Below are 23,737 nucleotides of genomic sequence, written 5' to 3' on the forward strand. Positions count from 1 at the left end.
CGGACGGGGGGGGGGGGGGGGGGGGGGGGGGGGGGGGGGGGGGGCGGGGGGGGGGGGGGGCGGGGGGGGGGGGGGGGCGGGGGGGGGGGGGGGGGGGGGGGGGCGGCCCCCCCCCCCCCCCCCCCCCTCCAGGGTTTTCCCTACGTCGGTTCAGCCCGCGTCGCGGACGATCTCCGCGTCGCCCGGCTTCACGTCGCGCAGCAGGCACGTCAGGCGGGCGGTGCACACCCGCTTGCCGCTCTCCTCGGTGATCACGATCTCGTAGGTGGCGGTGGAGCGGCCCCGGTGCACGGGCGTGGCCACCCCGGTGACCAGGCCGGAGCGCACGCCGCGGTGGTGGGTGCAGTTCAGGTCCACGCCGACGGCGATCTTGGAGCTGCCGCCGTGCAGCATCGAACCGATCGAGCCGAGCGTCTCCGCCAGCACCGCGGAGGCACCGCCGTGCAGCAGTCCGTACGGCTGGGTGTTGCCCTCGACCGGCATCGTGCCCACGACCCGGTCCGGGGAGGCCTCGGTGATCTGGACGCCCATCCGGGTCCCGAGGTGGCCCGCGGAGAACAACGCCGGAAGGTCCACGCCGAGCGCTGCGTACTCGTCGACGACCTCTTGCGGGAACTTCACTTGCTGCTGCTCACCCATGGGGCCCGGCTCCGTTCGTCCTCGTCACTCGACCACTGTGCCTGAGCGAACGCTCAGTCGGTCGCCGATTGTTCCAGACGCACCACCACGGACTTGCTGGCCGGGGTGTTGCTGACGTCGGCCGTGGCGTCCAGCGGCACCAGCACGTTGGTCTCCGGGTAGTAGGCCGCGGCGCAGCCCCGGGCGGTCGGGTAGTGCACGACGCGGAAGCCGGGTGCCCGGCGCTCCACGCCGTCGCGCCACTCGCTCACCAGGTCCACGTAGGTGCCGTCGGCCAGCCCCAGCGTCCGCGCGTCCTCGGGGTTGACCAGCACGACCCGGCGGCCGCCCCGGATGCCCCGGTAGCGGTCGTCGAGGCCGTAGATCGTGGTGTTGTACTGGTCGTGCGAGCGCAGGGTCTGCAGCAGCAGCCGGCCCTCGGGCAGGTCCGGGTACTCCACGGGCGCGGCCGTGAAGTTGGCCTTGCCGGTGGCCGTGGGGAATCGGCGCTCGTCGCGCGGGGCGTGGGGCAGCGCGAAGCCGCCGGGGCGGGCCACGCGCGCGTTGAAGTCCTCGAAGCCGGGGATCACGCGTGCGATGCGGTCGCGGATCGTCGCGTAGTCCTTCTCGAACTCCTCCCACGGGGTGGTGCTCCTCCCGCCCAGGACGCGGCGGGCCAGACGGCAGACGATGGCCGGCTCCGACAGCAGGTGCCGGCTCGCCGGTTCCAGCCGGCCCCGGGAGGCGTGGACCATGCCCATGGAGTCCTCGACCGTCACGAACTGCTCGCCGCCGCCCTGCACATCGCGCTCGGTGCGGCCGAGCGTGGGCAGGATCAGGGCCCGCGCGCCCGTGACCACGTGCGAGCGGTTCAGCTTCGTCGACACGTGCACGGTCAGCCGGGCCCGCCGCACGGCCGCCTCGGTGACCTCCGTGTCGGGCGAGGCGGAGACGAAGTTGCCGCCCATGGCGAAGAAGACCTTCGCCCGGCCGTCGCGCAGCGCGCGGATGGCCCGGACGACGTCGTAGCCGTGCTCGCGCGGCGGGGCGAAGCCGAACTCCCGCTCCAGGGCGTCCAGGAACGCCGGGGCCGGGCGCTCGAAGATGCCCATCGTGCGGTCGCCCTGCACGTTCGAGTGGCCGCGCACCGGGCACACGCCCGCACCCGGGCGGCCGATGTTCCCGCGCAGCAGGAGGAAGTTCACGATCTCGCGGATGGTGGGCACCGAGTGCTTGTGCTGGGTGAGGCCCATCGCCCAGCACACGACGGTCCGCTGCGAGGCCAGCACCATGGCCAACGCCTTCTCGATGTCCTCGCGGGCCAGGCCGGTCGCCGTCAGCGTCTCGTCCCAGCCGGCGGCGCGGGCGGCCTCGGCGAACTCCTCGAAGCCGTGCGTGTGCTCGCGTACGAACGCCTCGTCGACCGCGCCCTCCGTCTCCAGGATCAGCTTGTTGAGCAGGCGGAACAGGGCCTGGTCGCCGCCGATGCGGATCTGCAGGAACAGGTCGGTGAGGGCGGCGCCCCGCAGCATGCCCTGCGCGGTCTGCGGGTTCCGGAACCGCTCCAGGCCCGCCTCGGGCAGCGGGTTGACGCTGATGACCCTGGCACCGCCCGCTTTGGCCTTCTCCAGGGCCGTCAGCATGCGCGGGTGGTTCGTGCCCGGGTTCTGCCCGGCGACGATGATCAGGTCGGCCTGGTACAGGTCCTCCAGCAGCACGCTGCCCTTGCCGATGCCGATGGTCTGCGACAGGGCCGAGCCGGACGACTCGTGGCACATGTTCGAGCAGTCGGGCAGGTTGTTCGTGCCGAGTTCGCGGGCGAACAGCTGGTAGAGGAACGCGGCCTCGTTGCTGGTGCGGCCCGACGTGTAGAACACGGCCTCGTCCGGGGAGCCGAGGGCGCCGATCTCCTCCGCGACGATGTCGAAGGCGCGCTCCCAGGTGACCGGCTCGTAGTGCGTGCCGCCCTCGGGGAGGTACACGGGGTGGGTGAGGCGGCCCTGCTGGCCCAGCCAGTAGCCGCTGCGGCCGGCCAGGTCGGCGACCGGGTGCGCGGCGAAGAACTCGGGCGTGACCCGGCGCAGGGTGGCCTCCTCGGCCACGGCCTTCGCGCCGTTCTCGCAGAACTCGGCCTTGTGCCGGTGCTCGGGCTCCGGCCAGGCGCAGCCCGGGCAGTCGAAGCCGTCCTTCTGGTTGACGCTCAGCAGGGTCAGCGCGGTGCGCTTGACGCCCATCTGGCGCTGCGCGACGCGCAGGGTGTGCCCGATCGCGGGGAGCCCGGCCGCCGCGTGCTGCGGCCCGGCGACCTGCGGTGCGTCCTGAACCGGATCACTCTTGGGCGGCTTGGAGGCCATCGCCCGCTCCCCTTCCACTGCGCTGTGAGGTACGTCTCCGATCCTCCCACGCGGGGGTGACGGCGGAGGGGGGGCGGGCGGGACGGGACAGGGCGGGGTCCGGGCACCGGCCGCCGGGGCCCGGAACGGGCGGACGGGGGGTGGGGCAACGGGTCCGGGAGGGGCAGCGGGCGGGCGCGGGGGCGGCCGGGCAGCCGGGCGGGGGCAGCCGGGAAGCCGGGCGGGGCATCCGGGCAGCCGGGCGAGCAGGACCAGCCGCACGGGGCGTTGGACCCGTCACCCGGGGCGGGCAGGGGGTGTCCCGTCGGCCCCTGCCTGCGTGACGGGTCGCCGGCCGTCGGCGTGCGCCGGGGCGGGGCGGGGCGGAGTGTCAGTGGGGCGTGGCAGGATCGGGGGCGTGGCAGAGACAGCATCGAAGACGACCGACAAGACCTCCGGCGGCAGCCGCCCCCGACTGATGCTCATGGACGGGCACTCGCTGGCCTACCGCGCGTTCTTCGCGCTGCCCGCGGAGAACTTCACCACCGCGACGGGCCAGCCGACGAACGCGATCTACGGCTTCGCCTCGATGCTGGCCAACACGCTGCGCGACGAGGCGCCCACGCACTTCGCCGTCGCCTTCGACGTCTCCCGCAAGACCTGGCGCTCCCAGGAGTTCACGGAGTACAAGGCGAACCGCTCCAAGACCCCGGACGAGTTCCGCGGCCAGGTCGAGCTGATCTGCGAGCTGCTCGACGCGATGGGCGCCGCCCGCTTCGCCGTGGACGGCTTCGAGGCCGACGACGTGATCGCCACGCTCGCCACGCAGGCCGAGGCCGAGGGCTTCGAGGTCCTGATCGTCACCGGCGACCGGGACTCCTTCCAGCTGGTCAGCGAGCACACGACCGTCCTGTACCCGACCAAGGGCGTCTCCGAGCTGACCCGCTTCACCCCGGAGAAGGTGTTCGAGAAGTACGGGCTGACGCCCGCGCAGTACCCGGACTTCGCCGCCCTGCGCGGCGACCCCTCCGACAACCTGCCCGGCATCCCCGGTGTCGGTGAGAAGACGGCCGCGAAGTGGATCAACCAGTTCGGTTCCTTCGCCGACCTCGTCGAGCGCGTCGACGAGGTCAAGGGCAAGGCCGGGCAGAACCTCCGCGACCACCTGGAGTCCGTCAAGCTCAACCGCCGCCTCACCGAGCTGGAGCGCCGGGTCGAGCTCCCCAAGGGCGTCACCGAGCTGGAGCGGGCCCCGTACGACCGCAAGGCCGTCGCGATGGTCCTGGACACGCTGGAGATCCGGAACCCGTCGCTGCGCGAGCGGCTCTTCGCCGTCGACCCGGGCGCCGAGGAGGCCGAGGCCACCCCGATCAGCACCGAGGGCGTGCAGCTGGACGGCACGGTGATCGCCACCGGCGAGCTGACCGCCTGGCTCACCGAGCACGCCGCGCAGCCCCTCGGCGTCGCCACGGTCGACGCCTGGGCGCTCGGCACCGGCTCGGTCGCCGAGGTCGCGCTCGCCGCCCCGGGCGGCGCGGCCGCCTGGTTCGACCCCTCCCAGCTGGACGAGGCCGACGAGCGGGCCTTCGCCGCCTGGCTCGCCGACGCCGGCCGGCCCAAGGTGTTCCACAACGCCAAGGGCGCCATGCGCGTCTTCGCCGAGCACGGCTGGAGCGTCGAGGGCGTCACCATGGACACGGCCCTCGCCGCGTACCTGGTCAAGCCGGGCCGCCGCTCCTTCGACCTGGACGCGCTGTCCCTGGAGTACCTGCACCGCGAGCTGACCCCGGCCGCCGCGGCCGACGGGCAGCTCGCCTTCGGCGCCGACGAGGGGGCCGAGGCCGAGGCCCTGATGATCCAGGCCCGTACCGTCCTCGACCTCGGCGAGGCCTTCGAGGGCCGGCTGGAGGAGGTGGGCGCCGCCGACCTGCTGCGGGACATGGAGCTGCCCACGTCCGCCCTGCTCGCCCGCATGGAACGGCACGGCATCGCGGCCGACCGGTCCCATCTGGAGGCCATGGAGCAGATGTTCGCGGGTGCGGTCCAGCAGGCGGTGAAGGAGGCCCACGCGGCGGCCGGCCACGAGTTCAACCTGGGCTCGCCCAAGCAGCTCCAGGAGGTCCTCTTCGGCGAGCTGGCCCTGCCCAAGACCAAGCGCACCAAGACCGGCTACACGACGGACGCCGACGCCCTGGCCTGGCTCGCCACGCAGACGGACAACGAGCTGCCGGTGATCATGCTGCGCCACCGCGAGCAGGCCAAGCTCCGCGTCACCGTCGAGGGCCTGATCAAGACGATCGCCGCGGACGGCCGCATCCACACGACGTTCAACCAGACCGTCGCCGCCACCGGCCGCCTCTCCTCCACGGACCCGAACCTGCAGAACATCCCGGTCCGTACGGACGAGGGCCGCGCCATCCGCCGCGGCTTCGTCGTCGGCGAGGGCTTCGAGTCCCTCATGACGGCCGACTACAGCCAGATCGAACTGCGCGTGATGGCCCACCTCTCCGAGGACGAGGGCCTGATCGAGGCGTTCACCTCCGGCGAGGACCTGCACACCACGGCCGCCTCCCAGGTCTTCGCGGTCGAGCCGGCCGCGGTGGACGCCGAGATGCGCCGCAAGATCAAGGCCATGTCGTACGGCCTGGCCTACGGCCTGTCCGCCTTCGGCCTCTCCCAGCAGCTGAACATCGAGGCGGCCGAGGCCCGCGCGCTGATGGACGCCTACTTCGAGCGGTTCGGCGGCGTCCGGGACTACCTGCGCCGGGCGGTCGACGAGGCCCGTGCCACGGGCTACACGGCGACGCTGTTCGGGCGCCGCCGCTACCTGCCCGACCTCAACAGCGACAACCGCCAGCGCCGCGAGGCCGCCGAGCGGATGGCCCTCAACGCGCCCATCCAGGGCACGGCGGCCGACATCGTCAAGATCGCCATGCTGAAGGTGGACGACGCCCTGCGGGAGGCGGGCCTGGCCTCCCGGATGCTCCTCCAGGTGCACGACGAGATCGTGCTGGAGATCGCCCCGGGCGAGCGGGCCGCCGCGGAGGAACTCGTCCGCCGCGAGATGTCCCACGCCGTGGAGCTGCGCGTCCCGCTGGGCGTCTCGGTCGGAGCGGGCTCCGACTGGGAATCGGCGGCCCACTAGGGCCTGTCGTTCGGATCACGCCGCAGACGCGGGGCCTGGCACGCGCATCTGCCGCGTTGTCGTCACTCGCCGATGCTCCGCATCGACTCCCTCCTCCGCCTTGCAGCTGCACGCACCAGGCCCCGCTCACCGGCGTTCACAGATGCTGCCGACGCCCTGCGCCATGATCCAAACGACAGACCCTAGCCGCTCGCCGCACACCGGGCGGGGGAGCACCCGGCTGTTCCCGCCCGGCCCGGCCCTTCTCCCGCACCCCGCCCGGCCCGTCACTCGCGTGGACCCCGACAAGGCGCCCCGCGGCCCCGCGCATGGTCAGGATGCGGGTCATGGGTATACGTACGCTCCTCAAGCGCACGGCAGCCGGCACGGCGCACCCGCCGGTGCCGGCGTTCGAGGCCGCCGCGAGCACGGTCCGTGTCCCCTTCACCCTCACCGCGGCCGTGCGCGAGGCGACGGCGGACCTCCGGCAGCGCCTGACCCGGGGCGGACGGTCCGCGGACCCGGCCCGGGCCGACGGCGGCCCCGCCGGCCCTCCCGGCATCACTGGCCCCCGCGACCTGGCCGCCCTGCTCGGTCTCGACGACCCGCGGGACCTGCCCGAGGCCCTCGGTCTCACCGGCCCGGGGAACCTGCCCGCGGCCCCCGGGCCCGCCGGCCCCGCATGCGACCTGCCGGCCGCCGTCGCCCCGCACGGAGCGGCCGGCGCGGGCCACCCGCACAGCGGCGGCCGCGCGCAAGCCCGTCGCGCGGCCCGGCCGCCGCGCAGCCGTACGGCCCGGGGGCCCGCCCGGCCGTGGACCCGGCGGGCCCGTGACTACCTCACCTACGTCCTCGCCCTGCTCCCGCGGCCCCGCCCGGCCCACACCACCACCATCACCGTGTACATCACCACGCCCGGCGCCCCGCTCAGCGAGCGCCGGGACGGCTCGGCTCCGCATCGGCGCCACGGGCAGGATCCGCACGGCCCGGAGCCGGACGCCACAGCCTGACGCCCACGGCGTACAGCGGCAGCGCGAGGACCACTCCGGCGCCCGCGCCGAAGCACACCGTCGGAACGACCTCCCACGGCTTGGCCACGGCACCCCAGTACGCCCACCAGCGAGACACCCGCTGCACCGCCCCCGCCAGCGCGAAACCGCCGATCACGGCGGCGGCCGTCCACCGGTCCGGCCCGGACAGCACCGGCACCCCCACCGGCTCCCCACCCGGCACCCGGCGCAGCGCCCGCGCCACGAACACCGCGAGCACGACCGCGGCCAGGGCGGAACCGCCGTACTGCAGGTACCAGTACAGCGGTGAGCCCGCCACCTCGCGGCCGAGGACCGGGAACACCCGCATGCCCCACCGGTCGAGGTGCGTGAACGCGTCCCAGACCACGTGCGTCAGCGCCCCGAGCACGGCGGACACGTACCACCACGCCACCAGCGACGGCCGCACCCGGGCGCGCGGCACCCCGCACCGCAGCAGCACCGCCACCCGACCCTGCCTCGCGCGCGGCAGCAGCGCCACCACCGGTTCCCGCACGAGCAGCCACAGCCCCACCAGCGCCCAGGCGATGAGCACGTCCACCGTGAACACCCCCGGCAGGCCGTGCGTGACGTCACCGAACTCCATCGCCCCGGACAGCGCACTCGCCGCGTAGTAGGTCATGTCGGGCGCGAAGGTCCCCGCCACCAGGACGGCCGGCACCAGCCGGCCCCGGCCTGTCCCGTCGGTGCGGACGGCGGGCAGTACGGCGGCCGCATGGCTCAGCGTGAACGGCAACTCGGCTCCTCGAGCGGGTGGTCGGCGGCCCGGGAAAGGGGCCCGGCGGCCGGCGGCCCGGAGGTGCGGGGCGCCGACGTGCCGGCACCGTCACGATCGCATATGGCCCATCGGTGAATACCGGGCACGAACGGGTGCCCGAGGAAACGAAGTTGTCGTAGGGTCGCCACAGCCGCCGCGCCGGAGCGCCTCACACCGCTCGGACGCGGCGCGCGGCGGGTACGGCGGAGGACGCAGAACGCGCACGGAAGAAGAGAGGTGACCGTCCGAGGGCAACCACTCGGGCGGGCCGATCGTCACAACAGGGCGAACACTGCAGGCGGAGACAGGACGTCACGGCGTCCACGGGAGGGGTTCACTCTATGGCGGCGCAATTCGGCAGGAGGCTGCGCAAGGGAGCGGCAAGCACCGCCGTGGCCGCGGCAGCGGTCGCGGCTCTGTCCGCTTCCCAGGCTCCGGGCGTCAACGACCACGGCAGACAGACCGCAGCCGACGCCATCCCCTCACCGGAGGCCACGGCCTCCGGTGACAGCGCCACGGGCAACTCGCCCTATTACACGGACCTGCCGCCGCTCAAGAGCCCCAACCCGTCGCCGTCCACCGGAACCGGGCCGATCGCCCAGGGCGGCACGGAGTCCGGCATCCCCGCGACCGTCCTCGACGCCTACAAGAAGGCCGAGGCCGCGCTGCGCGAGGCGAAGCCGGGCTGCAACCTGCCCTGGCAACTGCTCGCCGCCATCGGACGGGTGGAGTCCGGCCAGGCCCGCGGCGGCCGCGTGGACGCCGAAGGCACCACGCTGGGGCGGATCCTGGGCCCGCAGCTCGACGGCAACGGCTTCGCCCTCATCAAGGACACCGACAAGGGTGCCTACGACGGCAACAGCTCCTACGACCAGGCCGTCGGCCCCATGCAGTTCATCCCGTCCACCTGGGCCTGGGCGGGCCGCGACGGCAACGGCGACGGCACGAAGGACCCCAACAACGTCTACGACGCCGCGCTCGCCGCGGGCCACTACCTGTGCCGCAACAACTGGGACCTGTCCGACCAGAACGACCTGGACCGGGCGATCCTCAGCTACAACAACTCGCGCGAGTACCTCAACCTCGTGATGAGGTGGCTGGACTACTACCGCAAGGGCGCCCACGAAGTCCCCGACGGCACGGGCACGCTGCCGGGCAACCGCAGCGACGGCGGCGCCGGCACCGGCCGCACGAGCCCGAGCACCCCCATCGCCCCGAGCACCCCCGGCACCCCGGGCGCCACGAAGCCTCCGGCCACGTCCAAGCCGCAGCCCGGACCGAAGCCGGACAAGCCCGGCGGCGACCCGAGCACCCCGCCCAAGCCGCCCACCACCCCGCCCGGTACGGACAACCCGAGCACCCCGCCCACGACGACCCCCACGCCCACCGACACGGTGCACCACCTGGAGGACGCCGGGACGGCGAAGCTCACGGCCATGGCCGGCGACGCCTTCGCGCAGCGGATCAGCACCCGCGCCGAGACCGAAGCCGGCAAGGCCGTCGGCAAGGTCCGCGTCCGCTTCACGATCCTCGGCGAGACCGACACCGCCTTCGCCGGAGGGGAGAGCGTCGCCACGGTCGCCACGAACAGCGCCGGGGTCGCCGTCGCGCCCGCCCTGAAGGCGGGGGAGAAGACCGGCACCGTCACCGTCCGCGCCACCGTCGTGGGCCGCACGGTCCCGGGCCTCGACTACAAGGCCACCGTCACCGAGCGCGCCGCCGACAAGCTCACCCGGACCGGCGACGCGGCCCTGACCTGCGCCCCCGGCGGCGAGTTCGCCGACCAGGTGCAGGTGAAGGCCACGTACGGCGGCGCCGTGGCCGACGGCGTCGCGGCCACGGCCACCCTCGTCAGGTCGGCGGACGACGCCACCGCCAACGACAAGGGCCCCTACTTCAAGGGCGCCGACGGCAAGCCCGTACGCACCCTCGCGGGCCTGAGGACGGACGCCAAGGGCCTGCTGACGCTGCCCGAGCTGTACGCGGACGACACCAGCGGCACGTTCCTGCTCCGCGTCACCACCGCGGGCGGTGCGACCCTCACCGTCGAACTGACCGTGGCGGTGGCCGAGTCGTCCTCACCGAGCCCCTCGGCGGAGCCGACCGCGTAGCAGCCGACCGGCACGACGCCCCTCCCACCCGGGAGGGGCGTCGTCGTCCGCGTCCCGTCGCGCGGCACGCCTCTCGCCGTGTGCGGTCGCGGGCCCGCTTCAGCGCCTGAGCCGTGCGTTGGTGTGCCGGGTCGGCTCCGCCGCGGCCGGGTCCTCGGGCCACGGATGCTTCGGATACCGCCCGCGCAGCTCCGCCCGCACCCCCTGGTATCCGTCCCGCCAGAAGGAGGCCAGGTCGGCGGTCACGGCCGCCGGGCGCCCCGCCGGGGACAGCAGGTGCACCAGCAGCGGCACCCCGGCGACCCGCGGCGACTCCTGCAGCCCGAACATCTCCTGCAGCTTCACCGCCAGCACCGGTTGCTCCGGCCGCGCGTAGTCGATCCGGACCCTCGACCCGCTGGGCACGGTCATCCGCTCCGGGGCCAGCTCGTCGAGCCGCCCGGCATCCCCGGAGGCCCACGGCAGCAGCCGGGTGAGCGCCTCCCCGGCGTCGATCCGCGCCAGATCCGCACGGCGCCGCGCCCGGCTCAGCTCCGGCTCCAGCCACTCGTCCACGCGCGCGTGCAGCGCCTCGTCCGACACGTCCGGCCAGGGCTCCCCGAGCCGCAGCCGCAGGAACGCCAGCCGCTGCCGCAGGACGACCGCCTCCGCCGGCCACCGCAGCAGCCCCAGCCCCTCCCGCCGCAGCCCGTCGAGAAGTGCCGCGCGCACCAGCGCGGGGTCGGCGTCCTTCAGCGCCCGCACCGCCAGTTCCACCGCCCCGAGCCGCTCCACCCGCCGCGCGACGACGTCCCCGCCGTCCCAGCGCACCTCCTCCCGTTCCCGGTGCAGCGCGCCCGCCGCGAGCCGGGCCGTCTCCTCGTCGACGACGGCACCGAGCTGCACGCGCGCGTGTCCCTTCCCCACGGGGCGGTCGGCGACGGCGACGGCGATCCACGGGACCCCGCGCAGGGCGCTCGCCTCACCGGCTTCGGCGCGGGTGCCGGAGACCATGAGGTACGACCCGCCGTCGGCCCGGGCGACCCGCTCCGGGAAGGCGAGGGCGGCCACGACGCCGACCTGCCGGTCCTCCGGCAGGTCTCGCCACGACCCGGCCGCCGGTGACCCGGACAGCCCCGAGCCGGCGGCCCGCAGCCGCCGCACCTCACTGCGCCACCGCGAGGAGTAGGCGTCACCCCCGCGCCGGGCCCGGCGCAGCGCGCCCGCCAGGTCGTCCCCGTACTCCCGCGGAGCCTCCTCGCTGAGCAGCGCGACCACCTCCGCGGCCCGCTCGGCCCCCACGAGCGGCACGGAGTCCAGCAGCGCCCTGCCCAGCCGGGGATGGAGCCCCAGCCCGGCCAGGGCGGCGCCCCGCTCGGTGGCACGCCCCGCCGGATCGACGGCCCCCATGGCCTCCAGCACCTCCCGTGCCGCCGCCATGGCCCCGGAAGGCGGCGGATCCAGCAGCGCCAGCCCGGAGGCGTCCGGATCCCCCCAGCACGCCACCTGCAAGGCGAACGCCGTCAGGTCGGCCACCTTGATCTCCGGAGCGGGGAAGCGCGGCAGGCGCGCGTCCTCGGCCTCCGCCCAGCAGCGGTACACCGTCCCGGGCGCCTCACGGCCGGCCCGGCCCGCCCGCTGCCGCCCGGCCGCCTGCGAGGCCCGTACCGTGGCCAGCGCGCTCAGCCCGCGTGCGTGGTCGACCCGCGGCTCGCGCGCGAGGCCCGCGTCCACCACGACCCGCACGCCCGGCACCGTCAGCGACGACTCGGCGACGGACGTCGCCAGCACCACGCGCCGGCGCTCCCCGGGCTGCAGCACCGCGTCCTGCACCGCCGCCGGAGCCCGCCCGTGCACCTGGAGCACGTCCACCCCGTCGAGGGCGCCGAGCTGCGCGGCGACCCGGGCGATCTCGCCGACGCCGGGCAGGAAGCACAGGACGTCCCCCTCGCGTTCGGCCAGCGCGCGCCGCACCACGGACGCCACGTGCGCGAGGAGCGCCGGGTCGACCCGCATCCCGTGCGGCGGCCGGACCGGACGCGCCGGCGGCGCCCACACCACCTCCACCGGATGCGCGGCACCCCGGGCCCGGACCACCGGGGCCCCGCCCAGCAGCGCCGCCCAGCCCTGCGCGTCGGTCGTCGCCGAGGCGGCGACCAGCCGCAGCTCCGGACGCAGCGTCTGGCGCACGTCCCACAGGAACGCCGCCGCCGTGTCCGCGTCCAGGTGCCGCTCGTGGCACTCGTCGAGGACCACGACATCGGCCCCGGCCAGCTCCTGGTCGCGCTGCAGCCGCTGCACCAGCACGCCGGTCGTGACGACCTCCACGCGCGTGTGCCGCCCGACGACCCGCTCCCCGCGCACGGTGTAGCCGACGCTCTCGCCGGTCCTCTCGCCCAGCAGCCACGCCATCCGCCGCGCCGCCGCCCGGGCCGCGATCCGCCGCGGTTCGGCCACCACGACCCGCCGCCGCGCCCCGCCGCCGACCAGCCCGGCCAGCACGAGCGGCACCAGGGTGGTCTTGCCGGTGCCGGGCGGCGCGACGAGCACGGCGGTGCCGTGCCCCTCCAGCGCGTCGTCCAGCGCGGGCAGGGCACCGCGTACGGGCAGGGCGTCCAGGGCGTCGTAACGGATCACGCCCTCAGTGTCGTACGCCGGGCGCGGCGCCTGGCACGCGCGGGTGCGCCGGCCCGTGCCCGCGCGCGGGGTCAGCCGCGCTCGCAGACGAAGACGGCCGTGCCGGGGATCAGGTTGCCGCGCAGCGGGGACCAGCCGCCCCACTCGGAGGTGTTCCAGGCCGGCCACTCCGGCTCCACGAGGTCGACCAGGCGGAAGCCCGACGCCACGACGTCCCGGACGCGGTCGCCGAGGGTGCGGTGGTGCTCCACGTAGACGGCCCGGCCCTCCTCGTCCTGCTCGACGTAGGGCGTTCGGTCGAAGTAGGACGCCGAGACGGTCAGGCCCTCGGGTCCCGGCTCGTCCGGGAAGGCCCAGCGGATCGGGTGCGTCACCGAGAAGACGAGACGGCCCCCCGGGCGCAGCACCCGGCGCACCTCCCGCAGCACCTGGCGCGGGTCGGCGACGAAGGGCAGCGCCCCGTACGCCGAGCAGGCCAGGTCGAAGGAGCCGTCCGCGAAGGGCAGGGCGCCGGCGTCGGCGCACACCAGGGGGAAGGAGCCGCCGATGCGCAGCGCGTGCTGCAGCTGCCGGTGGGAGATGTCCAGGGCGACCGGACGCGCTCCCTGGGCGGCCAGCCAGCGCGCGCACTGGGCGGCGCCGGCGCCGATCTCCAGGACGTCGCGGCCCTTCAGCTCCTCCGGCGGGCCGAGCAGCTCGGCCTCGACCTCGTCCAGTCCCTCGGGGCCCCAGACGAAGCGGTCGTCGCCGAGGAAGGTGCCGTGCTCGGTCTGGTACTCGTCCGCGTTCCGGTCCCACCAGCCACGATTGGCGCGGGAGCTCTCCGTGGCCCCGGCGGAGCGGCGGGTGGCCTCGGGTTCGGGCGCTTCGGGCTCTTGGATGATCGGCTCCCTCGTCGTACTCTTCCGTCCAGCCGGTCCCGGCGACGTCACAAAGGGGGCGTCGTGCGCCCCTGCGTGGCCTCGGACGACACGAATCGTGCCGGGTATGCGCCGTTCCGCCCCGGGTGGGCGGCTTCGCGCATTGACCCTGCCCGGCTGCCCCCGTATGCTACAAGTTGCGCTGCGGGCCTGCGCACCTCAGACGTAGCAGGCTGCGCTCGCATCTGTATGTATGTCCCCTCGGTTGTCGAGGCGCCACCGTTCTTGCGGGGCGCTTCCTTGGCTGTCCGGCTTCTGCAGAGCGAAACGGGCTCCCGGCGTAGCAGTACCTACGACTTCAATGTCCGTACCGGAGCCCTTTCCCACATGACGAGCAGCACCGAGACCACCGCCACCACCCCGCAGGTAGCGGTCAACGACATCGGTAACGAGGAAGCCTTCCTCGCCGCGATCGACGAGACGATCAAGTACTTCAACGACGGCGACATCGTCGACGGCGTCATCGTGAAGGTCGACCGGGACGAGGTCCTGCTCGACATCGGTTACAAGACCGAAGGTGTGATCCCGAGCCGCGAGCTCTCGATCAAGCACGACGTCGACCCGAACGAGGTCGTCGCCGTCGGTGACGAGATCGAGGCCCTCGTCCTTCAGAAGGAGGACAAGGAAGGCCGCCTGATCCTCTCGAAGAAGCGCGCCCAGTACGAGCGTGCCTGGGGCACCATCGAGAAGATCAAGGAAGAGGACGGGATCGTCACCGGTACCGTCATCGAGGTCGTCAAGGGTGGTCTCATCCTCGACATCGGCCTCCGTGGCTTCCTCCCGGCCTCCCTGGTCGAGATGCGCCGCGTCCGCGACCTCCAGCCCTACGTGGGCAAGGAGCTCGAGGCCAAGATCATCGAGCTGGACAAGAACCGCAACAACGTGGTCCTGTCCCGCCGTGCCTGGCTGGAGCAGACCCAGTCCGAGGTCCGCCAGACGTTCCTCACGACCCTCCAGAAGGGTCAGGTCCGTTCCGGCGTCGTCTCCTCGATCGTCAACTTCGGTGCCTTCGTGGACCTGGGTGGCGTCGACGGTCTGGTCCACGTCTCCGAGCTGTCCTGGAAGCACATCGACCACCCGTCCGAGGTTGTCGAGGTCGGCCAGGAGGTCACCGTCGAGGTCCTCGACGTCGACATGGACCGCGAGCGTGTCTCCCTGTCGCTGAAGGCGACCCAGGAAGACCCGTGGCAGCAGTTCGCCCGCACCCACCAGATCGGCCAGGTCGTGCCCGGCAAGGTCACGAAGCTGGTTCCGTTCGGTGCGTTCGTCCGCGTGGACGAGGGCATCGAGGGTCTGGTCCACATCTCCGAGCTGGCCGAGCGCCACGTGGAGATCCCGGAGCAGGTCGTCCAGGTCAACGACGAGATCTTCGTCAAGGTCATCGACATCGACCTCGAGCGCCGTCGCATCAGCCTCTCGCTGAAGCAGGCCAACGAGTCCTTCGGTGCCGACCCGTCGGCGGTCGAGTTCGACCCGACCCTGTACGGCATGGCCGCGTCCTACGACGACCAGGGCAACTACATCTACCCCGAGGGCTTCGACCCCGAGACCAACGACTGGCTCGAGGGCTACGAGAAGCAGCGCGAGGAGTGGGAGCGCCAGTACGCCGAGGCGCAGCAGCGCTTCGAGCAGCACCAGGCGCAGGTCATCAAGTCCCGCGAGGCGGACGAGAAGGCCGCTGCCGAGGGTGGCGAGGCCGCCGCTCCGGCCGCGTCCGGTGGCGGTTCGTACTCCTCCGAGGGCCCGGACAACTCCGGCGCGCTGGCCTCGGACGAGGCGCTCGCCGCGCTTCGCGAGAAGCTGGCCGGTGGGCAGAGCTGAACGCCCGCTGAGCACTAGCTCCTGACCGGAGGCCCGCACCCCCAGGGTGCGGGCCTTCGGCGTATCCCGAAGATCATGAATCTCCTCCGGCGGGAATGCCCCTGCCCGCAACGGCGTTGTGGACAGGTGAACACGAGGAGGAACGGTCACTGTGCTTGATCCGCAGGATTTGTACGCATGGGAGCCGAAGGGCCTGGCCGTCGTCGACATGGCGCTCGCCCAGGAGTCGGCCGGACTTGTCATGCTCTACCACTTCGACGGATACATCGACGCCGGCGAGACGGGCGACCAGATCGTCGACCGCCTGCTCGACTCGCTGCCCAACCAGGTCGTGGCCCGCTTCGACCACGACCGGCTCGTGGACTACCGTGCCCGCCGCCCGCTGCTGACCTTCAAGCGCGACCGCTGGAGCGACTACGAGGACCCCGCCATCGAGGTGCGGCTCGTGCAGGACGCCACCGGCGCGCCCTTCCTGCTGCTGTCCGGGCCCGAGCCGGACGTGGAGTGGGAGCGCTTCGCCGCCGCCGTGCGCCAGATCGTGGAGCGGCTCGGTGTCCGCCTGTCCGTGAACTTCCACGGCATCCCCATGGGCGTCCCGCACACCCGGCCGGTCGGCCTCACCCCGCACGGCAACCGCACCGACCTCGTCCCGGGCCACCGCAGCCCGTTCGAGGAGGCGCAGGTGCCCGGCAGCGCCGAGTCCCTCGTCGAGTACCGGCTCCTCCAGGCCGGCCACGACGTCCTGGGCGTCGCCGCCCACGTCCCGCACTACATCGCCCGCTCCCCGTACCCGGACGCGGCCCTCACGGTCCTGGAGGCCATCACCGCGGCGACCGGACTGGTCCTGCCCGGCATCGCCCACGCCCTGCGCTCGGACGCCCACCGCACCCAGACGGAGATCGACCGGCAGATCCGCGAGGGGGACGAGGACCTCACGGCGCTCGTCGAAGGGCTGGAGCACCAGTACGACGCGGTCGCCGGTGCCGAGACCCGCGGCAACATGCTCGCCGAACCGGTGGACATCCCGTCGGCGGACGAGATCGGCCGCGAGTTCGAGCAGTTCCTGGCGGAACGCGAAGGCGAGAACTGACGGCGCCGACGAGAACCGGCAGCGTCAAGGGGAGGACTGACATCGTCGAGGCCATTGTCGAAGCGAGGACTGACAGAGCTCCGTCGGGGAGGGGTGCGGGCGGCGACCGCGAGTGAAGCAGGGCGCCCTTCTCCACGGCACCCCTTCGGGCACCCTTCTCCACGGCGGCCCCGCCGGAGCGTCTAGGCTGCGGCTCATGCTGAAGGTGGGCCTGACCGGCGGTATCGGCGCCGGCAAGAGCGAGGTGTCGCGGCTGCTCGTGGAGTGCGGGGCCGTGCTGATCGACGCGGACCGCATCGCGCGGGAGGTCGTCGCGCCGGGAACACCCGGCCTCGCGGCGGTCGTGGACGCTTTCGGCGAGGAGATCCTCACCGAGGACGGCGGCCTGGACCGCCCCAAGCTGGGCTCGATCGTCTTCGCGGACGCCGCCGAGCTGGCCACCCTCAACGCCATCGTGCACCCGCTGGTGGGCGAGCGGTCCCGGGAACTGGAGGAGGCCGCCGCCGAGGACGCGGTCGTCCTGCACGACGTCCCGCTCCTCACGGAGAACGGCCTGGCCCCGCTGTACGACCTGGTGATCGTCGTCGACGCCTCCGCCGACACGCAGCTCGACCGGCTCGTCCGGTTGCGCGGGATGACCGAGGAGGACGCTCGCGCGCGGATGGCCGCCCAGGCCACGCGCGAGGAGCGCCGCGCGATCGCGGACATCGTGATCGACAACGACGTCCCGCTGGCGGAGCTGGAGCAGCGCGTCCGTGAGGTGTGGTCCGAGCTGGTGCGCAGGTCCGGGGCGTCCCGCGCGGAACAGCGGCAGCCGAGCGCGGACCAGTAGCGGCCGAGCGGGGGCCGGCAGCGGCTGATGCCGGTAGCGGCCGAGCGGGGGCCGGCGGCGGCTGAGCGCGGGTCGGCAGCGGCTGATCGGGGGCCGGTAGCGGCTGAGTGCGGACGGGCTGCGGCTGAGCGCGGAACAACGGCAGCCGAATGCGGACCGATGCAGCCTCGCGCGGACCAGCCGCAGCGGCCACGCGTGGAATAGCGGCAGTCGTGCGGGGCGTTGAAGTGCTCCAGTGAGGGAAGGACTGTGCCGTGCCCGAGACCAGCGGTTCCGCCGGACGTACCCCGGAGACCCACGTCATCGACTTCCGTGCCGCCGAGCATCTCCTGGCGGCCCGGGACCCGCGGGGCGCGGTGAAGCTGCTCGACGGAGTCATCGCCGCGCACCCCGAGAACACCGCCGCACGGCTGCTGCGTGCCCGTGCCTTCTTCGCCGCGGCGCAGCTCCGGCCCGCGGAACTGGAGTTCCAGATCGTCCTGGAGCGGGAGCCGGACAACGCGTTCGCGCACTTCGCCCTGGCGCGCACCTACGAGCGGCAGAACCGTCCCGAGCAGGCCAAGCGCCACTTCCGCCTGGCGGCCGCGCTGGACCCCAACCCGGAGTTCCTCAAGGCGGCCCACTTCGACTCGTAGCGCTCGGCGCGTGTCCCGTCCGGGCGGTCGGCCCGTGCCCCGCGCCGCCTCGGGGCGTCGAACGGGCTGCGCTCCGTGGCCCGGTCGGAGGCCATCGCGTCAGCGGCGGTCGTCCGGCGGCTGGTGCGGAGGCTCGTACGGCGGGATGCCGGGGCCCGGCTGGTAGTGGGGGCCCTGACGGATGTGCCTGAGGACGACGGCCAGGTCGATCGTCACGATCAGCAGCAGCGCTCCGCACGCGACGGCCCAGCCGGTCCGGCCCACGAGCGCGAACGCCACCGTGCCGAACAGCGCCCAGACCAGTCCCCACACGCTCAGCCAGAAACGCGCCCGCAGGGCACTGCGCGCGGTTCTCGGTTCACTGCCTGTACGCATCGCGATCACCACTCCTGCCTGCAACGTACTCCGCGCCGCGGGCGCTGACCAACAGGGGAGACCGAGCCCTGCCCGAACCCGGAGAACCGTCCGTCACTCGGTCGGGTGAACCGGGTGAACGGGGGAACGGGCGTGCGGGGACGGCCCGTTGGACGGGCATGAAGCAGAAAATGCGTGAGGGATACGAAGGGACGGGTCCCGGAGCGATCACCCCGGACGGTTGCTCGGTGGAGTTCTACACACGGCTGCCCGTCGGGGACGAGCCGGAGATCATCGCCGCCGCGGTGCCCGCAGGCGCCCGCGTTCTGGAGCTGGGCAGCGGGGTCGGCCGGATGACCCACGCCTTGCTGGAGCGCGGCTTCGCGGTGACGGCGGTGGACGAGTCGGCCGAGATGCTGGAGCGCGTGCGCGGGGCCCGCACGATACGCAGCCCGATCGAGGAACTCGACCTCGGTGAGACGTTCGACGCCGTGCTGCTCGCGTCGTTCCTCGTGCACGCGGGCGACGCCGAGGTGCGCCGGGGCCTGCTGCGCACCTGCGTGCGTCATGTGGCCGAGGGCGGCTGCGTGCTGATCCAGCGCGAAGGCGAGGACTACCACGCGAACGTGCCGCGCGAGCGCGTGGATCCCGGCGGCTTCACCGTACGGGTCGTCTCGTCGGAGCCGGTCGGCGACGGGGTGCACTCGGTGCGCGCGGAGTACGAGTTTCCCGACGCGGTGTGGACGCAGACGTTCCGGTCGCGGCCCTTGAGCACAGAGCAGTTCGAGGCGGCGCTGGGGGAGGCGGGGCTGCGCGTGGACCGCTATGTGACGGAGGACCGCATATGGGTGCGCGCGGTACCGGTCGCTCCGGCGCGGCGGACCCGCACAGGTGGGCCGGACGGGGAGACGCGCCCGGGACCGGGTTCCTGAGGGCGGTGGCGGCGGGGTCCTCGTCCGCCGGGCGGCGATGAGTTTCCGAGGAGCGCGCGGTCTCTCCCTGCGACACCGACGCATCGCTTTCCGAGGAGACCCCCATGTCCGAGACCACCGCTCCCACCACGGCCACCGCACCCTCCGCCCGGGCCGGCGTCGTCCTCGCCGAGGCGCCGACCGCGCGCGGGCGGCGTGCGCGCATCGCCCTGCGCGGCCTGCAGATCCTGCTCGCCCTCTTCTACGCGGTCGCCAGTGCCCTGCCCAAGCTGATCGGGCACGCCTCGGCCACCGAGTCCTTCGACCGACTGGGCTGGGGCAGCGCCGGGATGTACACGATCGGTGCGCTCGAACTGGCCGGCGCGATCGCCCTCCTGATACCCGTGCTCCAGTCGGTGGCGGCGATGGCGCTGGGTGCCTTGATGGTGGGCGCGTTCGTGGTCCAGATGACCGCGTTCGACGGGGAGCACGCGGCGACGCCGCTGATCCTCCTCCTGCCGCTCGCCCTCATCGCCTGGGCGCGGCGCCGGCACAACGCGGAGCTGCTGCGGCTGCTGCGGGTGCGTGCGTGAGAGGTGCGGGGGGCCGACCCGGGGCGGTCCGGCTGCGGGCGGTCCGGCTCGGGGCGGTGCCGGCGGTGCTCACTGCCGGGCCGGTAGCGGCCCGGAGGGGCGCCCGGTTCGTGGGGGCCTCGGGTGGTGGGTCAGGGCTTGGACTTGCCCCTGCCTCTGCTGGTGCTCTGGCCCTGTCCCTGCCTCTGCCCCTGTCCCGTGGCAGGGCCCGGGCGCGAGCCGCTGCCCAAGCCGGCAGCCGAAGCAGCGCTGCCGAAACCAGGGAGCCCGCGCAGGCGTTCCAGCTCGCGGCGGTCGCGCTTGGTCGGGCGGCCCGCGCCGCGATCGCGGATGCCGGCGGGGGCGACGGCTTCGCGGGGCGGGGGCGGAGGGGAGTTGTCGACGTAGCACTGGACGGCCACGGGAGCGCCGACGCGCTTGCGGATCAGCCGGGTGACGACGACGACCCGTTCCCGGCCCTCCTGGCGCAGACGCACCTCGTCACCGATGCGCACGGCATGGGCGGGCTTCACGCGCTCGCCGTTGACGCGGACGTGGCCGCCCCGGCACGCGGTGGCGCCCATGGAGCGGGTCTTGACCAGGCGTACGGACCAGATCCAGCTGTCGACGCGGACGGTCTGGCCGCTCTGCGGACCGGCGGCCTCGGCGGCGGCGATGGCCGCGGCGACCTTGGGGTCGAGGGCCCCGTCTCCGGCCCGGGCCCGGTCGGCCGCGGACCCGTCGGTGGCCTCCGTGGGCGCGGTGCCGGCGGCCGGTTCGTCGGCGGACGTACCGGCGGGTGCGTCCGTGGAGGGGTCCGCGGGGGAAGAGTGCGGGGAGGGCGCGCCGTCGGGCGCCCTGCGCACAGGCGTGTCGTCCCCGGACGCCGCGTCGGCCGTCGCGCCCGTGCTGCCGTACTCCGGACCTCGTGAAGCCATGCCTCCGACCTTAGCCCTCCCGGTGGCCCGACCGAACGGGGATTTCGGGGTCCGGTCGCCTAACCCAAAAGAACTTTTGCAAAAAGTCTTTTGCCAAGTGCCCGGCTCCGCCTAACCTCCCGGCATGGAGAGCGACCAGCACAAGCGCGTACTCGACCCGGAGCACGACACCGCCGCCCTGAAGGCCCTGACGCACCCGCTGCGGATCCGGCTGCTAGGGCTGCTCCGCCAGGACGGGCCCGCGACGGCGAGTGAACTGGCGGCGCGGACGGGGGAGTCGTCCGCGTCGGCCAGTTACCACCTGCGGGTGCTGGCGAAGTACCGGTTCATCGCCGAGGCCGAGCACCGGGACGGGCGGGAGCGGCGCTGGCGGGCGCTGCACACGGTGACGTCGTGGAGCAACGAGTCGATGGAGTCGTCCTCGGCGGGGCGCGCGTTCGTCAGCCTGGCGCGGCGGAAGCAGATCGAGCACCTGGAGGCGTCCCTCGCCCAGCACGAGTCGGACATGGCCGCCGGGCGGCTGGACCCGGAGTGGGTCGAGCCCTCCGGCATCAGCGACCTCATGCCCCGGCTGACGCCCGGGTCGGTCTCCGAGCTCTGGGCCACCGTCGCGGCGAAGCTGGAGGAACTGACGGCGCGCGACGCGGACGACCCGGACGCGGAGCGGGTCGTGCTCCTCACCGCGGCTCTGCCGGTCGCCCGGTACGAGCAGGACGGCAGCGGGGCGGCGGAAGACGCCGGGGGACAGGCACGTCCCGCGAGCACCGCGAGTACGGCAAGCACCGCAGGTGGGGCAAGCGCCGCAGGTACCCCGAGCACCGAGGACGGGGCTCTCTCATGAGAGAGCCCGTCGCCGGCTCCACCGGCCTGTCCGGCCCCTCCCGGGCACTGGGGGCGCAGACCGCTCGGCGTCGGTACGTCATCCTCTGCGCGCTGCTCTGGCTGCCGCCCGGCCTGGGCATGGCCTCGATGGTGCTGCTGTTCAGCGAGCGCGGGATGTCCCTGGGCGCGATCGCGGGGCTGTTCGCGGTCCACTCACTGACCGTGGCGGTGCTGGAGCTGCCCACGGGCGGGCTGTCCGACGTCCTGGGACGCAGGCCGGTGCTCGCCGTGGCCGGCGTGCTGAACGCGGTGGCCTGCGTCCTGCTCGGGCTCGGTGCCACGGCCTGGGTGCTCACCGCCGGCATGGTGCTCATGGGTGCGGCCCGGGCGCTGTCCAGCGGCACGGCGGAGGCCTGGTACGTCGACACCGTGCACGAGTGTTCCGGGCCGGACACCGAGGTGCGCACCGGGCTGGCCCGGGGCGGCTCCGCCACCTCCGCCGCGCTCGCGGCCGGCATCCTGCTCGGCGGCGCGCTGCCCTGGCTGCTCGGTCTCGGGCCCGGCCTCGGAGCCCGGCTGAGCGCGGCGACCGGCGGGGTGGTGCTGCCCCTGGCCGTCCCCCTGCTGCTCGGCGCCGTGGTGCGGATCCTCTTCGTCTGCTACGTCCTCGCCGTCCTGCGGGAGCCCCCGCGGCCGCCGGCCACCGTGCGTTCCGTGGTGCGCGGGGTCCCGGCCACCGTCCTGGACGGACTGCGGCTCGGCGGGCGGGACGCACTCGTCCGCCGCGTGCTGCTCAGCGCCGCGGCCGCCGGCAGCGCCCTGGCCGCGATCGAACTGCTCGTGCCCGGGCGTACGGCCGAGGTGACCGGGACGCCGGGCTCCGGGGCGATGGCCTACGCCGCGCTGTCCTGCGCCGGCTTCCTGTGCAGCGGTGCCGGAAGCCATCTGGCGCCGTTCACCGCGCGCGTCGCGGGCAGCGGTGAGCGGGCCGTGCTGGCCGGCTTCGGCGCCGGGGCGGCCGGACTGCTCCTGCTCGGGATCTCCGCGAACTCCGTCCACCCCATGGCCACGGCTGCCGCGGTCGCCGGGTTCTGCCTGGTCTACCTCGGCCTCGGGGCCGCGTCCCCGAACGAGAACGAGCTGCTGCACCGCCGCGTCTCCAGCGCGGGCCGTGCCACCGCCCTGTCCGTCCAGTCCCTGGCCCAGCAACTGGTCGGCGCGCTCACCGGGCTGGCCGTGGGGTGGATGCGGCCCGGGCCGCTGCCGTGGCTGCTGACCGGCGCCGTACTGTCCGCGGGCGCGCTGCTGTGGCTGCGGCGAGCGGACGAACGGGCCGCGGGAGCAGCGGCCGTCGGCTGAGGCGGGCACTTCCCGAACCGACGACCGAGCCGTACGGGCGACGGCCGCAGGCTGAGGGGGTACCTCCTCCGGGACCGCCGCGCCGAAGATCACGCCCCCGAAGGTCCCCGGCCCCTGCCTCGTCCTACGGTGGAGTGATGGACACCAGCGGCCTTCCCGTTCTCGACCGGCGCATCGCGGAGTGCCGGGCGTGTCCGCGGCTGGTCTCCTGGCGCGAGGAGACGGCCCGGGTGAAGCGAGCGGCCTTCGCCGACTGGACGTACTGGGGGCGGCCGGTGCCCGGGTTCGGGCCGGCCGACGCGCGGCTGCTGATCGTGGGTCTCGCCCCGGCGGCGCACGGCGGGAACCGCACCGGACGGATGTTCACGGGCGACCGCTCGGGAGACGTCCTGTACGAGGCGCTGCACGACGTCGGACTCGCCTCGCAGCCGACCGCCGTGCACGCCCACGACGGGCTGGAGCTGTACGGGGTGCGCGTGACCGCACCGGTGCACTGCGCCCCGCCCGCCAACAAGCCCACCCCGGAGGAGCGGGACACGTGCCGCCCCTGGCTCGTGCAGGAGCTGCGCCTGCTGCGACCGACCCTGCGGGCCGCGGTCGTGCTCGGCGCCTTCGGCTGGCAGGCCGCGCTGCCCGCGTTCACCGAGGCGGGCTGGCCGGTGCCGAGGCCGCGGCCGGCGTTCAGCCACGGGGAGCGGGTCCGCCTGGACGGGCTGGAACTCTTCGGCTGCTACCACGTGAGCCAGCGCAACACCTTCACCGGCCGTCTCACCCCGGCGATGCTGCGGGACGTGCTGCGCACGGCGGCGCGGGCGGCGGGCCTGCCGGTGACGGCTGAGCCGGGGACACCCGGGCCGGCGAAACGCTCCTGAGCC

General features: G+C 74.0%; 19 protein-coding genes. 12 read left to right on the forward strand and 7 right to left on the reverse strand.

From position 1 onward, the window contains the following. Positions 1-150 precede the first annotated feature (150 nt). Positions 151-639, reverse strand: coding sequence for a PaaI family thioesterase (locus ACFYWG_RS15780; RefSeq protein ID WP_376323882.1), 489 nt, complete (start codon positions 637-639; stop codon positions 151-153). A 53-nt stretch (positions 640-692) separates the two neighbouring features. Then, positions 693-2,972: an FdhF/YdeP family oxidoreductase gene (locus ACFYWG_RS15785; RefSeq protein WP_385418071.1), complete on the reverse strand. Its 2,280-nt coding sequence runs from the start codon at positions 2,970-2,972 to the stop codon at positions 693-695. 397 nt (positions 2,973-3,369) lie between these two features. Between ACFYWG_RS15785 and polA the strand changes: the two genes are divergently transcribed. Together polA and ACFYWG_RS15795 are read left to right on the forward strand one after the other, a co-directional pair. Next, positions 3,370-6,096, forward strand: coding sequence for a DNA polymerase I (gene polA / locus ACFYWG_RS15790; RefSeq protein ID WP_385418074.1), 2,727 nt, complete (start codon positions 3,370-3,372; stop codon positions 6,094-6,096). A gap of 326 nt (positions 6,097-6,422) precedes the next feature. Next, positions 6,423-7,085, forward strand: a complete 663-nt coding sequence (locus ACFYWG_RS15795; protein ID WP_383503493.1) for a hypothetical protein — start codon at positions 6,423-6,425, stop codon at positions 7,083-7,085. Here ACFYWG_RS15795 and ACFYWG_RS15800 read toward each other — a convergent pair. After that, positions 7,003-7,860 carry a DUF4184 family protein gene (locus ACFYWG_RS15800; protein ID WP_383503492.1) on the reverse strand — a complete coding sequence of 286 codons (858 nt, stop codon included), beginning with the start codon at positions 7,858-7,860 and terminating at the stop codon, positions 7,003-7,005. The two genes, ACFYWG_RS15795 and ACFYWG_RS15800, sit on opposite strands and share 83 nt — an antisense overlap. Before the next feature lie 362 nt (positions 7,861-8,222). Here ACFYWG_RS15800 and ACFYWG_RS15805 point away from each other — a divergent pair, with 362 nt between their 5' ends. Further along, positions 8,223-9,992, forward strand: coding sequence for a lytic transglycosylase domain-containing protein (locus ACFYWG_RS15805; protein ID WP_389201704.1), 1,770 nt, complete (start codon positions 8,223-8,225; stop codon positions 9,990-9,992). Positions 9,993-10,091: 99 nt separating this feature from the next. Here ACFYWG_RS15805 and hrpB read toward each other — a convergent pair whose 3' ends face one another. Both hrpB and ACFYWG_RS15815 read right to left on the reverse strand, forming a co-directional pair. Then, positions 10,092-12,608: an ATP-dependent helicase HrpB gene (gene hrpB, locus ACFYWG_RS15810; RefSeq protein ID WP_389201706.1), complete on the reverse strand. Its 2,517-nt coding sequence runs from the start codon at positions 12,606-12,608 to the stop codon at positions 10,092-10,094. A 71-nt stretch (positions 12,609-12,679) separates the two neighbouring features. Then, on the reverse strand, positions 12,680-13,540 hold the full coding sequence (locus tag ACFYWG_RS15815) for a class I SAM-dependent methyltransferase (RefSeq protein WP_376331985.1): 861 nt from the start codon (positions 13,538-13,540) through the stop codon (positions 12,680-12,682). A 315-nt stretch (positions 13,541-13,855) separates the two neighbouring features. Between ACFYWG_RS15815 and rpsA the strand changes: the two genes are divergently transcribed. The 4 genes from rpsA to ACFYWG_RS15835 all read left to right on the forward strand — a co-directional run bounded on the left by rpsA (position 13,856) and on the right by ACFYWG_RS15835 (position 17,906). Continuing rightward, a complete protein-coding gene (gene rpsA, locus ACFYWG_RS15820) occupies positions 13,856-15,349 on the forward strand; it encodes a 30S ribosomal protein S1 (protein ID WP_114251453.1) in 1,494 nt (497 codons plus the stop codon). A gap of 151 nt (positions 15,350-15,500) precedes the next feature. Further along, a complete protein-coding gene (locus tag ACFYWG_RS15825) occupies positions 15,501-16,439 on the forward strand; it encodes a PAC2 family protein (protein ID WP_383503489.1) in 939 nt (312 codons plus the stop codon). Positions 16,440-16,635: 196 nt separating this feature from the next. Then, positions 16,636-17,271: a dephospho-CoA kinase gene (coaE, locus tag ACFYWG_RS15830; protein WP_385418086.1), complete on the forward strand. Its 636-nt coding sequence runs from the start codon at positions 16,636-16,638 to the stop codon at positions 17,269-17,271. Positions 17,272-17,525: 254 nt separating this feature from the next. Next, positions 17,526-17,906: a tetratricopeptide repeat protein gene (locus ACFYWG_RS15835; RefSeq protein WP_383503487.1), complete on the forward strand. Its 381-nt coding sequence runs from the start codon at positions 17,526-17,528 to the stop codon at positions 17,904-17,906. 99 nt (positions 17,907-18,005) lie between these two features. Here ACFYWG_RS15835 and ACFYWG_RS15840 read toward each other — a convergent pair whose 3' ends face one another. Next, a complete protein-coding gene (locus ACFYWG_RS15840) occupies positions 18,006-18,281 on the reverse strand; it encodes a DUF6343 family protein (RefSeq protein ID WP_376331979.1) in 276 nt (91 codons plus the stop codon). Positions 18,282-18,451: 170 nt separating this feature from the next. Between ACFYWG_RS15840 and ACFYWG_RS15845 the strand changes: the two genes are divergently transcribed. Together ACFYWG_RS15845 and ACFYWG_RS15850 are read left to right on the forward strand one after the other, a co-directional pair. Further along, the gene (locus ACFYWG_RS15845) at positions 18,452-19,192 is read left to right on the forward strand and encodes a class I SAM-dependent methyltransferase (protein ID WP_389201711.1); all 741 of its coding nucleotides are present in this window, start codon (positions 18,452-18,454) and stop codon (positions 19,190-19,192) included. A gap of 104 nt (positions 19,193-19,296) precedes the next feature. After that, on the forward strand, positions 19,297-19,764 hold the full coding sequence (locus ACFYWG_RS15850) for a DoxX family protein (protein ID WP_389201713.1): 468 nt from the start codon (positions 19,297-19,299) through the stop codon (positions 19,762-19,764). Positions 19,765-19,895: 131 nt separating this feature from the next. Here ACFYWG_RS15850 and ACFYWG_RS15855 read toward each other — a convergent pair whose 3' ends face one another. Then, entirely contained in the window at positions 19,896-20,420 is a 525-nt protein-coding gene (locus ACFYWG_RS15855; protein ID WP_383503499.1) for an RNA-binding S4 domain-containing protein, read from the reverse strand. 385 nt (positions 20,421-20,805) lie between these two features. On the opposite strand from ACFYWG_RS15855, the gene ACFYWG_RS15860 reads away from it, so the two are divergent. The 3 genes from ACFYWG_RS15860 (at position 20,806) to ACFYWG_RS15870 (ending at position 23,734) form a co-directional block, all read left to right on the forward strand. Further along, positions 20,806-21,522, forward strand: coding sequence for an ArsR/SmtB family transcription factor (locus ACFYWG_RS15860; protein ID WP_389201715.1), 717 nt, complete (start codon positions 20,806-20,808; stop codon positions 21,520-21,522). Next, positions 21,519-22,862, forward strand: a complete 1,344-nt coding sequence (locus tag ACFYWG_RS15865; RefSeq protein WP_389201717.1) for an MFS transporter — start codon at positions 21,519-21,521, stop codon at positions 22,860-22,862. Before ACFYWG_RS15860 ends, ACFYWG_RS15865 begins: the two co-directional genes overlap by 4 nt. A gap of 137 nt (positions 22,863-22,999) precedes the next feature. Further along, positions 23,000-23,734, forward strand: coding sequence for a uracil-DNA glycosylase (locus ACFYWG_RS15870; protein ID WP_385418100.1), 735 nt, complete (start codon positions 23,000-23,002; stop codon positions 23,732-23,734). Positions 23,735-23,737: the final 3 nt, after the last annotated feature.

Source organism: Streptomyces sp. NPDC003456 (assembly GCF_042878735.1).
Lineage (GTDB): Bacteria > Actinomycetota > Actinomycetes > Streptomycetales > Streptomycetaceae > Streptomyces.